Here is a 15,988-nt window from a genome sequence, read left to right as displayed (position 1 = left end):
CCATTTTCTTATCTATTAGGACTTTTAGATCCTACAGGATTTAGCACCTTTATATAACATTAGGTTGCTGAGGTTTCAAAGGGCCAGTCCCTCCACCTCTCTTAATAAGAAGTTTTTATTAAAATATCTGAATTTATTATATATTACATCAAAATAATTTCAATATGTTTTTCTATACAGTTAAAAGAGGATGACATCCATCATCCTCTTTTAACAAATTTATCATTACATTAACAAAGCCTTCCTAATTAAAAATTATCGGAAACGTAAATATAACGAAAGCTGCCCAAAGTCCGTAGATTGGTAAATACTTCGTAACGGCATTTTGGATAGCTATTGGTCCTGATTTGTTTTGCAAGAAACGCATATAGGAAAACATAATCCAAATTAGATTTGCCCAGATCAGTATGTTTACCCCTAACACAGCAAGTCTATTAGGTGTAATCCCGTAAGAAGAAAGTCTGAATATGATGGCTGACAAAGCCACAGTGTCAATAATAAGCGCCAGAACAATTAAGGCAAAATTTATATAATCTGAAATGTTCTTTTTCTCATCTGAGTCACTCTCAACAATAGAAAATATAGTAACAGCCAATACACCAAGGAGTATTCCGTTGAAGACCATTAAGAAATTGCGGTCCAAGAACGGATTTTTTCCGACCCATATAACTGTTATAAGATAGATCAACAATGTGATCAGGACAAGAGGACTAAAAATTTTAGATATGTATGGTGTAATATTTTTAGCAAGTTTAAGATTCATTGATACTAAATATGCAGCCACAATAGCGAGAGCAGCAGCACCAAATAACACAACATTACTAAAATAGAATTCTCCTATATCCAAGTCAACGAAGCTAAATAACTTCATGGTGAATACTGCTAATACCATTCCGCTCACTGCCATACTCGCGTAGAGAAGACAATATTCTAAATTAAATTTAATATAAGCTAATCTTGTACTACCTTTTGAATATTCATTTCCTGTAAACGCAATCCCTACTAAAACCCATAACATTATAGGAAAATGTAAATAAGCAAGGATACTGCTGTCTTTATAATTTAATGGCAACATATTAAGATACAATCCGGAAATTAGTAACAACGCCGCAAGGAAATAAATAATACTTTTTTTCGGAGTATTATTGTAAATAAAATAAGCAACAATAAAAGGAATTACACCAAAAGCTAGGTTAATGGGAGCAATTGCTTCCTGCTCGACAAAGTGGAAAATGATTCTGGTGCTTAGTCCAGCTAGAATAGCTAACATACCCATGAATAAGAAACCTTTTTGAAACAGCGATATTTTTTCTTTATTTGCCGTCTCCTTGAAATGCAATCTTTCGTACCAAGCAGCTAGTACCTGAGAATCAGGTTTTTCATCCCATGCTTGTGAGAATGACTTTTTAAAAACTTTCGGGTCTTTTCTATACATTCTCTCCAACTCATGAGGGTTATCCATATTTTCAATAATCAAATTGTTAATGTCCATATTTATACCTCCTCTAATTAAAAAAACAACATTTTTATCTTTTTCATAAAAAGCACCACACTTATTTATTCTGATTTCGATTTTATTACAAATCTTATCGTTTTACAATAATTTTTTATTATTTTAGGTGATATTTTTATTGTGCATTTTTACAAACACCAGTGTAAGTAATTTTGTTTTTTATTGACATGAGTAAATTAATAATTTCTTAAGAATCTATTAAGAAATAAGTGAGTTTTAGGAAATAGAATAGATTTGTGAGAAGAGAATTGATGATTCAAACAGATGCTCTTAGAACATGTCAAAAAACTAATAAAAGAATCAATTTAATAATTGTTTCTTTTCCTCAGTTGAAGTGGCAGAATTTTAGAAGTATGTTTTTGAAAGTGGGAGCGAAGTGTCCCTCAAACCCAAGAAACTCTCCTTCGTTTCGCTTGTTATAGGCAATGATTTCTTTAGCTTTCACACGATAAAGTTGTGTATAAATTGCTTCATAATCGTAGCCCGCATCCAATGTACCATATTGAATCGTCAATGACGAAAGCCACTCTTGAAAGCCCTTTAATAAAGGAATCGCGGCTTTTCCATCGTTTAAACTTGAGGATTATGAAATTGATTCAAATAAATATTTTAGGAGGTTTTTATGAAAAAAATGACTACTACAATTCCTACGTCTACTATATTATCGACTAATTTTACAGAAAATACTTATGTAGCTTCAGACACAGAAGTTTCCTTTACAAGTCCCTACAATATCAATCCAATAGCCAAATGGTTAGAAGAGCATGCAAAGCCTTTAAAAACAACTAATCCAACTGCATCTCTTAATGATTTAAAACCACTGAAGGATATGGTAGGATCAGCTTCAATCGTGGGTTTAGGTGAAACTACGCATGGGGCTCATGAAGTTTTTACAATGAAACATCGCATTGTTCATTATTTAGTATCTGAAAAAGGCTTTACCAACTTAGTTTTAGAAGAGGGGTGGGACAGAGCTTTAAAACTTGATCGTTATGTTCTTACTGGTAAAGGGAACCCAAACCAACATCTATCACCTGAATTTAACACGAAAGAGATAGTAGATCTTATTAATTGGATACAAGAATATAATGCTGATCCAAAACATAAATCCAAAGTGCGTGTCATTGGGATGGATATACAATCAGTAAGCAAAAATATTTATAATAATATAATAGAATATGTACGCAGAAACAATCCAAAGCTTTTGCCTAGTTTAGAAGAGAAGATAAAAGACCTTATTCCTGTAACAAAGGATATTAATATCTTTAGCGGCCTTACGAAAGAAAATAAAGAAAAATATATTTCAAATGCTAAACAAATCAATACTTTATTAGAACAAAATAAAAATACTCTAAATGGAAATTCCAAAGAGTTTGCATGGATAAAACAAACTGCCCGTATTATCGAGCAGTTTACTACAATGGCAGCATCATTTCCTGATAACCCATCGGATTTTTTTTTGAAACATGATATTGCAATGTATGAAAATGTGAAGTGGACAGAAGAACACCTAGGAAAAACAATTGTATGGGCACATAATGGACACGTTTCGAAAACAAATATGATACCTTTTATATACCCTAAAGTAGCAGGGCAACATTTAGCAGAACATTATAGAAAACGGTATGTATCTATTGGAACCTCTGTTTCTGAAGGCCGATATAATGTTTATAATAGTAACCGTGAATTTGGTCCATATGGAATATTAAAATCAGATGATCCAAACAGCTATAACTATACCTTTGGACAAGTAAAAAATGACCAATTTTTACTTGATTTACGTAAAGCAAACGGAATAACAAATACTTGGTTAAACGAAAAACATCCAATTTTTTCCGGAATAACTACCGAAGGCCCTGACATACCGAAAACTGTTGATATATCATTAGGTAAATCGTTTGACATACTTGTTCAAATTCAAAAAGTGAGTCCATCTCAACTAAATCATTAAATCTTTAATAATGTGGCTCACAAGGTATAGTATCGATGGTAGTGTGAGTGACAATCAAGTCATTTAAAACATACTAGCGTTGTTTAAAAATGTCAGTCACGTTATTTCATTAAGGGGTCACTTAATGGAATAACGGTTACAAAGCTAATCAAACATTTTTATAAAAAATGATTCAGTTGAATATATTAAAAGCGTGTTTTAATCAATCTTTTTTCAAAACACACTTTTCTATTTGCTCTTTTATCATCGTTTATAGAGTTAGTTTAATTAAACTTTATTTCAGGGCTACATCAAAAAAGCACCCCCTTCTAGCAAGGCGACTGAAAAAGTGAAAGCTTTGAAAAAATATCATATATCTTTTCAATATATCTAAAAAGAAAAAGAGGTAACCGCCTGTATATAGTAGATGGTTACCTTCTTTTTCTTATGAAGTGGACTTTTTCAGTGCCCTCCTTCTAACTAAGGAGTTTTTTATCCGCAAAGGTTCATTTTTTCGAATAATCGAATCTTTTATGTTAATAGGAAATTGTATTGTACAAGAAAATACATTTTTTTCAGGAATATAAATATTAATATCTTATATCCCCTTATCTATCATTCATAGAGGAAAAATAATCTGATAATCCTATTTCATTTTTTAAATCTAAATATATTAACTCTAATTGTTCCATAGCAGAATTTCCACATACACTTATATAATATTCTTCATTTATTTTTGATGATGTAACAAATGCCTCTTTTGATTCTTTTTCATACAACGTTTTAACAAAATTCTCATTTTCAGATATCGGTACACTAAATGATTCTAACGGAATTACCATACCTAACCCCTTATATTTTATATAACTCTCTTTCGCTGTCCAAATTCTAAAAAACTCCATCTCAAGAACCTTTGAATCCAATTTTGTTAAATATTCTTTTTCTTCCTTACTAAAATAGCTAGCAATATTTAAGAAATCCAAAGATTCTATTTTTTCAACATCTACACCTATTTCAGATTCTGCAATACCTATAAATACCCATTCTCCTGAATGAGAAATGTTAAAACAATACCCAACATGATTTACTATTTTTTTCTTACCAAATTCATCTTCCTCTAATTTTATATCTTCTATATTGGCATTTACTTTTTTTGCGATAAAATATTTCACAAGGAAATTTCCTAATACTGTCCTCTGTCTATCCTCATACTTTCTCATTTCATCCACTTTTACCTTTATAAAATCATCCATAACAGAATATAACCTTTGGTAATTTGCTTTGTTCATATTTAATATATTTGCTAAATAAAGTTCTAACATGTTTTATAAACCTTTCATTAATTATATTCTTACTCAAAAGTTTTACGTATATATCATTCTTCAAAAATTAAGATCATACCATCTCCTCAAAGTGCAAAGAGAATAGTATGACCTTAAATTCATGTTACTAACCATGATAGATGATAAAATACATTCTACTATGTTTTAAAAATAATAGAATCCCTCTACTTCAATTTAATAAACTCAGCAATCATCTATTTAGCGGTCTCATATTATCATTTTTTAATGTTTAATTACTACTTTTTCAAATTGCTCACTTTCAACTTTCTTATTTAGTAAGTCTTCCAATTGATTTAATTCATTTTGAATGACTTCTTCTATATCTCCTGAACAACCACTAAAAATTGGATACGACAAGATTAAATAATTAGAATAGCTATTTACAAAAACTTCTGTACTCTTATTATAATCATCATTTTTTAGTATCTCTTGCATCTCCTCATACTCAATACTAAACCCACCTTGATAATTGATTGAAAGAACTGATGCCATCATATTTCTCATCTCGACTGTGCTGTAGTTTAATAGTTCAACTAAACTATAATGGTTTTCTTTTTTTACATTTTGAATTTCATTAACCTTTTGTTGCCAGTCTAGCAACTCATTCTCTTTAGATCCCTCAATTAGCAATGGTAACCAATCTAAAAACTCTCCAAGTGTATTACTATAATCATTTGTCATATATCTTCTATCTTCTTGTAAAATAAGTATTGGTAAAGGTTCAGTATGGACATTTGTTAATTTATTTTCTCTAGCAAGTATGTTCAAAATATACGCGAATAGTGACCAAGGTTTGTCGTTATAAAGCTTTTCTGTAGCCGAACCCATTTTAAATAATGAAACAACTGACTTTTCTAACACATTATTTATATTACGCTTTACATACTCATCCGTTTTCTCTTTAAATTTTTCTAAGTTCGATAAGTTATGGGTTTCCGCATATATTTTACTAGTTGTTACTTCATTTACATATTGTTTATACGTTTCATTTGTTTTTACATATTTTGCTTTTAAATTCAAAATGTCTATAATTTTCTCTTTAAAAATCTGATTACTTGCCTTATCCCAAATACTATGATGAATAATCACATAAATGCAATATTCTCTTTCGGTCTTTTGTGTAATTACAATATTGCTTAACATATTATTTTCAGTTAATATACTTGTACTCATTTTTCTCCGCATTCCATGAATTAAATCATATACTGCAGTAATATAAGTAGAAGTAGCATATCTTAGATCAAAGTAATTTGGCTTCCAAAACGTATTGTAACCATGTTCACAAATAATATATCTATCCGCTATTTTTTGATAAGTACTTCTTAAAATAGATTGTTCTTGAACAACTTTTTCTATAGCGGCTATAACGCTGTCTTTATCATAATCCCCTTCTATTATAATCTTTTCCTCTATCATAGTATTCGGTGTTGATAAAAACAATTCTTGCATGATTGAAGGTGTATATCCCTCTATAACTTCACCCATTTCACCATCTTTAGTAATTTTCGGTAACGATATATTATTTGTATTCTCTAACTCACTGCACAAGCTTATAAATTGTTCCTCCTCCATATTCCCTGAAACTAATGGATACTTATTCATATCAACGATATAATCTGGAACCTGTAAAAATGATAATTTATTGATTATTTCTCCCTTAATCTCGCCTCTCTTTTCACTACTTAAATCTGTCACAAACAGAACTGAGTGCTCTTTTTTCTCAACAGTTATAGATTTCAATATACTGTCTAATCCAAATTCTTCCCATATTACTTGAGTGATAGCTTCATCTCTGTTTAAATGACTTCTAGTATTTTCTATATACTTTTCATTCTTTCTCTTTTCAATACAGTGCTCAATAATAACTAACAATTGTTTTTTAAACTCATCATTCAATGCTTGCATAAATTTTTCACTATAATTTGAGCCATTATAAATTATAACCATTCGAAGTTTTTTATTAGTTACAGCTCCATTTATAGAAAGACCAGTACTAAATTCATTCTCTATTGCAATCTCTTCACCACGTGGTATATCACTCATATTAAAATAATCTGATCCACTTTCTTGATCTAATTCTCCTAAGTAATTAAAGGTAATATCAGGCTTAACATTTTCCAAAACATTTTCTCCCAATGCCTTTAACACTCCATATCCTAGACCTTTGTTTGGAATTGAGCTTAATGCCTCTTTTGTTTTTTGTATATCATTTGTAATAGAATCTCCTATCCCTGTTACAGCTACTGGATATACACTTGTAAACCAACCAACCGTTCGATCAATCACTATATCCTGATCTAGCATTTCTCTTCCATGTCCTTCAAGATTCAATGCCACAGTTTCTTTACCATCCAATTTATTTACAGCCCTACATACCGCTGTTAAAAGTAAATCATTAATTTCAGTATTGTAGGCTCTCCCTGCTTGGTACAGTAAATAACTTGTCTCGGATTCTGATAAATGCATCACTAATTCTCTAGGTAAATATTTCTCTCCTAATTGATTTGTAGGTAACTTACTTTCCTTAACTAACCTCTCGACTTTTTGCCAATATGGTATCTCTTTTTTTAGCGATTCACTTTCTCTATATTTATTTAAAGCCTCACTCCAAAGTTTGAACGACATAGTTTTTCTAGGAAGAATTACCTCATTTCCTTGTTTAGAAAGAGTATACCCTTTATTCAAGTCTTCAATAATAATTCTCCATGATACTCCGTCTACTACCAAATGATGCATAGAAATTAGCAAGTAATCTTTTTCTTTTGTTCGGAATAATACAACTTTAACTAAAGGTCCTTCAGAAATTTCAAAGCTGGCCTGTATACTATTAGAACTATTATTAATTTTCTCATATAACTCCTCTTTATTTTGAATATGAGAATAATCATAGGAGTGATAATCATACAATGCACTTTCTTTTATCGACTGAACAACCTGTTCTCCACTTCTAAATACAGTCCTTAATGTATCATGATGCTCTACAATAGCAGTAATTGCTTTATTAAGATGTTCTTCATTCACTCTTTCACTGCTTTCCAACATAAATGATTGGTTAAAATGATTTGGCTTTTCTAATTGACTATTAAAGAAATCAATTTGGATTGGCGTTAATGCTGCAACTCCCGTTACTTCACTTTGATCAATTATTATGTTTCTCGCTTTACTTATACCTAGACATATTTTACGAATAGTTTTATTTTGCAAAATATTACGAACATCCGTTCCGTACCCGTTCTCACGTAGCTTTGAAACAATTCTAATCGCCTTAATTGAGTCTCCTCCTAATTCAAAGAAACTATCATCGATTCCTATACGTTCAATACCAAGAATTTCCTCAAACACTCTTGCTACACATAATTCAATTTCATCTCTTGGACCAACATAATGATTCGAATTATCAAAATCAGGAATAGGCAATTCCTTTTTATTCACTTTCCTATTTTGTGTCATCGGTAAAGCGCTTAGTTGCATAATATATGTTGGAACCATATATTGTGGAAGAGTTTTTCCTAATTGATTCTTAATTTCTTCGGTTATGATTTTTTGTTTACTAACTACATAACCACATAAATATTTGTCATTATTCTTTTCTATTAAAGTAACAGCTACATCTTGAATATAAGGTATCTCTCTAAGTTTACTTTCAATTTCCCCAAGTTCAATTCTAAACCCTCTAATTTTAACTTGTTCATCAATTCTTCCTAAATATTCTATATTCCCATCTTCAAGCCAGCGTGCCAAATCCCCTGTACGATAGATTTTTTCTTCAGGAACCAGTGGATTTACAACAAATTTTTCAGCTGTTAATTCCGCTTTATTTAAATATCCCCTTGCTACACCGGCACCCCCGACACATAATTCTCCTGGAATACCAATTCCACATAAATTATGTCCATTTAAGATATGAACTGTTGTGTTAGATATCGGCTTCCCAATTGGAGTTTTTTCTACTAACTCTTCTGAACAAATAGGATAATGTGTTGTAAATGTCGTATTTTCAGTCGGCCCATACACATTTGAAAGTTTTAATTTTTTATTGCTCTTAACTAATTTTTTAACATGTTCTTCTGATGTAGTTTCTCCACCAAAGAGCAACTGATCTAACGAATCAAAAATTGTACAATCTGTAATAACTAATTGATTAAATAAAGCAGTTGTAATAAACATCGTGTTAATTCGATGTTTAGCTAACATTTGTTTTAATGCTTCTACATCCATTAATACATCTTGTTCAACAAGGTATAATCTTCCACCGTTTAATAAAGAACCCCAAATTTCAAATGTGGATGCATCAAAAGCTAATGATCCCGTTTGTAGAATCCCCACATCATGGAAATTAACATAATTTGTATTTTTAACCAAACGAATTACATTTCTATGTTCTACCATAACTCCTTTAGGTTCACCTGTAGTCCCAGAAGTATAGATCAAATATGCTAAGTCAGTTGTTTGATTCATGACTTTAGGATTTTCGCAAGACATATCATAAATATTTTCTTGTTTTAAATTAAGTACAGTTAAAGAACCATCAAGCAGCTCTGGTAAATTCTCAACTTCCGTAAGAAGCACTTTTGCACGACTATCTCTAAGCATATAACGAGTTCTATCTATAGGTTGTTTCGGATCAATTGGTAGATAAGCTCCACCTGCTTTTAATATTGCTAAAATCCCTATTATAGTTTCAATTTTACGTGTAGCCCATATCCCTACAAAATCATTTGGTTGTACTTGTAACTTTTGAAGCTGGTGTGCTAATTGATTTGATCTTTTATTCAAATAACCAAACGTATATTCAAGACCATTAGAAATAACAGCTACTTTTTCAGGTGTCTTTTCAACCTGTTTTTCAAAGAGCTCAACAATTGTACTCTCACCAGGAAATTCAGTTGTCGTTATATTAAATTCTTCAAGTACTTTTTTATACTCAGAATAACCCATTAATGGAATATCATAAATATTTCTTTTTGGATTTTCCACTGCATTTTTTAATAACTCGGAATAGTGTAATCCCATTCGTTCTATTGTTGATTGTTTAAATAAGTCTGTACAATATTCCCATAACAGCTCATAGCCACTTTCAATTTCTGTCATACTAACTGTCAAGTCAAATTTAGATATTTCACTTTCTGATTCAATTTGCTCTAATTTAGTATTTCCTAATTTCAAATGACTTTCCTCATTATTTTGCAATGCAAACATAACATCAAATAAAGGATTTCTTGAAATATCTCTCTCTAAATCTAAATTCTCAATTAATTCTTCAAATGGATATTCCTGATTATCATACGCTTTCAAACATTTCTCTTTTAACTGCTCTATTAATTGTAGATAAGTAAGATTTGGCTGCATATCTCCTTTAATCGCTAATGTATTGACAAACATTCCAAGCATATTTTGTGTTTCAGGGTGGGTTCTTCCAGCGATAGGTGTTCCAACAATAATCTCTTCTGTTCTAGCATATCGACTAAGCAATAACATAAATGTTGATAATAAAACCATATATTCTGTAGCCCCAGTTTCCTTACTTATCAACTTTACTGCTTCTCTTGTACTACTACTCAATTTCGTTTTAATAGAGTTACCTTTAAAACTTTGTTTTTGTGGCCTTGGATAGTCTGTTTGTAAATTTAGCAATGGCAATTCACCAGAAAATTCATCTAACCAATATTTCTTTTGCTCTTTCATAACATTAGAATTTTGCCATACACTATAGTCTTTGTACTGTACTTTTAATTCCGGCAAATCCTCGCCATTATATATTTTCGAAAATTCTTCAAACCACACACCAATTGAACCACCATCACAAATAATATGATGAATATCTAACATTAATATCGATTCATTTTCTGAAATTCCTACTACTTGCACTCTCATCAATGGAGCTTTATTTAAATCGAACGGTCGCACAAAATCCTTATAGATCTTATCAATATTTAACTTATTCCCTTTTCTGTATCCAACAGAAAGTTCAACATTGTCTTCAATTATTTGGACTGGTTGTCCATTCTTCATAGTAAAATGTGTTCTTAATACTTCTTGGCGCTTAATCAGAGCATTGACCGTTTGCTGCAACTTCTCCAAATCAAGACTACCTTGTACTCTCATCATTCCCGGCATATTGTATGTGATATTCTCACCTTGGATTTGATCAATAGCATATAATCTTTTTTGAGCTGAGCTCATTTCATAACTTGGTTTTTTAGGCTGTTTTTCAATAGGCTTATTCTTTTCTAAATCGGTAAATTGCTGTAATTTCTGAGAAATTCTACGCACGGTCTTCTCTTCCATCACATCTCTCAATGGAATTCTAGTCCCTAATTTTTGCTCTATTTTGTTTACTAATCTAGTTGCTCTTAATGAATGTCCTCCTAATCTAAAGAAACTATCATCAATGCCAACCTGTTCAATTCCTAAAATTTCTTGAAATGCTTCTGCAATAACTAACTCAATTTTGTTTCTAGGTGAAATGTATTGCTCTGTCCCTTTATGTTCTGGCATTGGTAAAGCTCTTCTATCTAACTTTCCATTCCTAGTTATAGGTAATTTTTCAAGTTGAACAATATATGTCGGTATCATATATTCTGGTAGACTACCTTTTAAATAATTCAATATATCTCTGGATTCTATTCCATCATCGTAGCAAACATACACACATAAATACTTTTCATGTTTCTCTTCATTTACAATCACCGACACATCACGAATACCTTCTATTTTTCTTATAGTATTCTCTATTTCACCAAGTTCAATTCGGAAACCTCTAATTTTAACCTGTTCATCTATTCTTCCCAGATATTCCAAATTACCATCTTCTAACCATCTTACCAAATCACCGGTTTTATATATAATTTCACTTGAATTATATGGATTATTAATAAATTTTTCTTTCATCAACTCTGGTCTGTTTAAATATCCTTTTGATAATCCATCTCCACCAACACATAGTTCTCCAGGCATTCCAATGCCACATATTTTATTATTGTCTAAAACATAAACCTGCGTATTAGATATCGGCTTTCCAATTGGAATGTTGCCTCCATCAAAATCATTACTTATTGGATAACAAGCTGTAAATGTTGTATTTTCAGTTGGGCCATAACCATTGCATAATTTAATTTTCTTATTTCGAGCAATCAATTGTCGAACATGTTCTGCTGATGCCGCTTCTCCACCAAATAGAACTTGGTCTAACGAATCGAAAATCTTATAATTAGAACTAATTAAATGATTAAATAGAGTAGTTGTAAACCACATCGTATTTATTGCAAATTCAGATATCATTTGTTGCAGTAGCTTAGGATTCATTACTACTTCATCATCAACTAAATAGAGACTACCTCCATTTAACAAAGCTCCCCAAATTTCAAACGTAGATGCGTCAAAAGCAAGGGATCCCGTCTGTAAGATTCGAACATTTTCAAAATCCACATAATCCGCATTTCTCACTAAACGATTTATATTTCGATGTTCTACCATTACCCCTTTAGGAGTTCCTGTAGTACCAGATGTATAAATTAAATACGCTAAATCCCTAGATGTATTTACTATATTTAAATTTGACGATAATTCATCTTTAAGTGCTGCTTTCTGTAAACTAATTTTTTCTAAAGATAAATTATTAAACAATGAAGCATTTATATCAGTTGCTAAAATGAATTGTGCATCACTATCTTTAAGAATGTATTTTACTCTTTCAATTGGTTGTTTCGGATCTATCGGTAAATAAGCACCACCCGCTTTTAATATACCTAAAATTCCAATAATAGTTTCTATTTTTCTTTCAGCCATAATTGCAACAAATTGGTTTTGTTCCATTCCGAGCTTTTTGAGCTTTCTTGCCACTTGATTCGCTCGTTCATTCAAATAATGATAAGTAATTCTTTGATCTTCTGAACCAATAGCAATTTCATTAGGAATTTTTTGTACTTGCTCTTCAAATAGTTCGATAACTGTTTTATTGTCAGGATACTCTGTCTTAGTTGAATTGAATCCATTCAACACCAATATTTTTTCTTCCTCATTTAATAATTCAATGTTATTTACCTTTATCTCTGGATTCTCTATAACACTTTTCAGAATCAAAGATAATCTATTAAGAATTCTTTTCACTTCATGTATTCCAAATAACTCAGTATCAAAGATCATGCCTAAATTTAATACTTCCGTTTGATTTACACTTAAAGTCAAAGCATAATTCGTTTGCTCTCTTCCGTCTACCATCATTAAATTCAATCTCGTATTTAAATTACGCTCTTCTGAATGATAATTTTCAAACGCAATCATAGTTTGAATTAAATCATTACCTAATATGCTACAATTTTGTATCTCTGCTAATGAACTATAGTCATATTGTGAGGTTTGTAAAGCTTGTTCTTGTAAGGTTGATACTATGCTTGAAAAGCTATCGTCTCCTTGATTTTTCACTCTCACAGGTACCATATTAATAAAGAGACCTACCATTTCTTCAATTCCATTTAAATTAACGTTTCTTCCTGATACTACTTTCCCAAAAATTACATCCTGTGTGTTGTTATATCTCTGTAAAATTATTCCCCATGCAGTTTCTATTACAGTGTTAACAGTAACCCCAAGCTTATTACTCATTTTCTCTAGCTTTTGAGTTTCTTCTTTAGATAAACTTATTTCAATTCTTTGAACTTCTTCGCTGGCTTCTTCATTCTTTCTATTGCCTATCGGCTTTATACCTGCCGGTTCTTCATAATCTTCTAAAAGCCTTGTCCAATATTTAAGAGCTATTTCCTTATCTTTATTTTGTGTTAATCGGATATAATCTTCGTAACTAGATGTTTTTTGAATAGACTCTTTCAAATCACTCTTTGTTTTTTTCATGTATAACTGTTCATAAAACCAAATCAAATCATTCATTAATATGGATAGACACCATCCATCCATAATGATATGGTGAAAACTTATAATCAGTCGATAATCTTCTTCATCCAATTTAACTAAAATTACTCGAAGGAAGCTTTCTTTTTCAAAATCAAAACCTCTTCTTACATCCATTTCCCTTATTTTACCTAATTCTACTTGCCTATTTTCTATTTCTGTTAAATCAATTTGTGTAAATTCAATTTCTTTATCTTTTAATAGCACTTGTCTAGGGTCACTTACATCTTTGAAAACTATATTTGTTCGTAAAACTTCATGTTTTGCTACAAGTAACTCAAAAGATTCTTTCAAAATCTTTTCATTTATAGCGATATTGGACTGGAATACAGTCTGAACTACATAACTTGTTGAATCTTCATTGTGTAATTTATGATATAGCATTCCTTCTTGCATTTGTGTCATAGGATAAATTCTCTCTATATCATATCCTTGCTCTTGAAGCTTATTCTTCACTAAAGCAAATTCATTATCACTCCAATTCAATTCTCCAAAATCGGATGCTGTATGTTCACATTGCTCAACCATAATACAATGCTCTATAACTTCTATTAGCTCTTTTTTAAAGCTTTCTTTCATTAACTCCATATTTTCAGTATTAAATTTTGATTTATCATAACTTATTATCATGTGGAATACATTATTAGAAATTGCTCCATTAAAGGAGATTGGTGTCCCAAGATCATTATCGTCTGAAACATTCTTTCCACACGGTAAATCACTCATTACAAAATTCCCATGGCTATTTTCTTGAACAAATTCTCCAAGATAATTAAAAGTAATATCTGGTGTAACACCTTCTATGACACTTTCTCCCAACCTTTTTAATACACCATATCCCATTCCACGATTAGGTACTTTTCGCAATGTTTCTTTTGTATTCCGAATATCCTCTCGAATACTTTTACCAATATCACTTATTGCAACAGGATATACACTAGTAAACCACCCTACGGTCCTGTCAATTTCTGAAACACCCTCTATCGTTTCTCTTCCATGCCCCTCCATATTGACAGCTACTGTACTTTTTCCTGTTACGTTATTTACCGCTCTAGATAAAGCTGTTAGTAATAAATCATTAATCTCTGTATTATAAGCCTTACTAACTTTATATAACATTTTATTTGTTAATTCTTGTGTTAAAGCTAGCTCTATATGCTCCATGTTAAATTTATCTTCGTTTGATATTTTTTCTATTAAACTCTCTTTTACGTTCTCTTCAATTTGTTTCCAATAAGGAATTTCTTTCTTTAAAATATGGCTATTACGATATTCTCGCAATAAATTACTCCACTCTTTATATGACATTGTCTTTGATGGTAATGTAGGAGTACCATCTTTACTATTGTACCCTATATTTATATCCTCTATAAGAATTCTCCACGATACGCCGTCTACTACTAAATGATGGGCACAAAGAAACAAATAATCATTTTTCTCAGTTTTAATTACTGCTGCTTTTAATAACGGTCCCTTTTCTAAATCCATACTCATTTGAAGCTTATTTACTTGATCATTAATTCTTGAATATACGTCTTCCTTTCCTCTGATTTCCAATAAATCAATGTATTGTAATTCATATAATTCACTATCTGTAATGGTTTTTATTTTTTGCTTTCCATCTTGAAATACTGCTCTTAACATATCATGGTGCTTAACAATTGTAGCTAGTGTATTTTCAATTTTCTTTCGATCAATTCTTTGTTTACTTTCTAGCATAATTGATTGATTAAAATGTTCAGGATGAGCTAGATTGCTATGGAAGAAATCCATTTGAATCGGTGTTAGCTCTATATCACCAACGACTTCTTGTTGATCTACCACTTTTATTTCCGCTTTATTTACTCTCGTACTAATATTACGTATAGTTCTATTTTGCATAATTGTTCGAACATTTATTTCGTATCCATATTCTCGTAATCTAGATACTATACGAATTGCCTTAATCGAATCACCACCCAATTCAAAGAAACTATCATCAATACCTACACGCTCTGTTCCTAAAATTTCTTGAAATACCTTAGCGATATCTAGCTCTATCTCATCTCTTGGAGGAACATAACTTTCGGAACTTGTAATATTAGGTTCAGGCAATCCTTTTTTATCAATTTTCCCACTTCTTGTTACTGGTAATCGTTCTAACTGCGTAATGAATGCTGGAATCATATATTCAGGCAAGTTCTCGCCTAACTTCTTCTTAATGTTAGCGACATCTATATTTTGGGTAGTTATTACATATCCACATAAATATTTATCACCATTGTTTTCTTTAATTATAACAACGGCATCACTGAT

General features: G+C 31.1%; 4 protein-coding genes, 1 pseudogene and 1 riboswitch. Of the genes and pseudogenes, 1 reads left to right on the top strand and 4 read right to left on the bottom strand.

Annotation, left to right across the window (positions count from 1 at the left end):
• Positions 1 to 5: 5 nt before the first annotated feature.
• Positions 6 to 111, bottom strand: a riboswitch (SAM riboswitch).
• 133 nt (positions 112 to 244) lie between these two features.
• Positions 245 to 1,492 carry a DUF4153 domain-containing protein gene (locus tag DN392_RS17275; RefSeq protein ID WP_000354057.1) on the bottom strand — a complete coding sequence of 416 codons (1,248 nt, stop codon included), beginning with the start codon at positions 1,490 to 1,492 and terminating at the stop codon, positions 245 to 247.
• 385 nt (positions 1,493 to 1,877) lie between these two features.
• Positions 1,878 to 2,096 (bottom strand): annotated as a pseudogene (locus tag DN392_RS30890) (IS5/IS1182 family transposase); the annotation flags it as partial.
• Between the two features lie 39 nt (positions 2,097 to 2,135).
• Between DN392_RS30890 and DN392_RS17270 the strand changes: the two are divergent.
• The gene (locus tag DN392_RS17270) at positions 2,136 to 3,464 is read left to right on the top strand and encodes an erythromycin esterase family protein (RefSeq protein WP_061671805.1); all 1,329 of its coding nucleotides are present in this window, start codon (positions 2,136 to 2,138) and stop codon (positions 3,462 to 3,464) included.
• A gap of 587 nt (positions 3,465 to 4,051) precedes the next feature.
• Here the strand turns inward: DN392_RS17270 and DN392_RS17265 are convergent.
• Together DN392_RS17265 and DN392_RS17260 are read right to left on the bottom strand one after the other, a co-directional pair.
• Positions 4,052 to 4,765, bottom strand: coding sequence for a 4'-phosphopantetheinyl transferase family protein (locus tag DN392_RS17265; protein ID WP_000891975.1), 714 nt, complete (start codon positions 4,763 to 4,765; stop codon positions 4,052 to 4,054).
• 243 nt (positions 4,766 to 5,008) lie between these two features.
• Positions 5,009 to 15,988: a non-ribosomal peptide synthetase gene (locus tag DN392_RS17260; RefSeq protein WP_255448000.1), complete on the bottom strand. Its 10,980-nt coding sequence runs from the start codon at positions 15,986 to 15,988 to the stop codon at positions 5,009 to 5,011.

This window comes from Bacillus sp. BB51/4 (assembly GCF_008368845.1).
In the GTDB taxonomy this organism is placed as follows: Bacteria; Bacillota; Bacilli; order Bacillales; family Bacillaceae_G; genus Bacillus_A; species Bacillus_A wiedmannii.
This window is presented reverse-complemented; position numbering and strand designations above follow the sequence as displayed.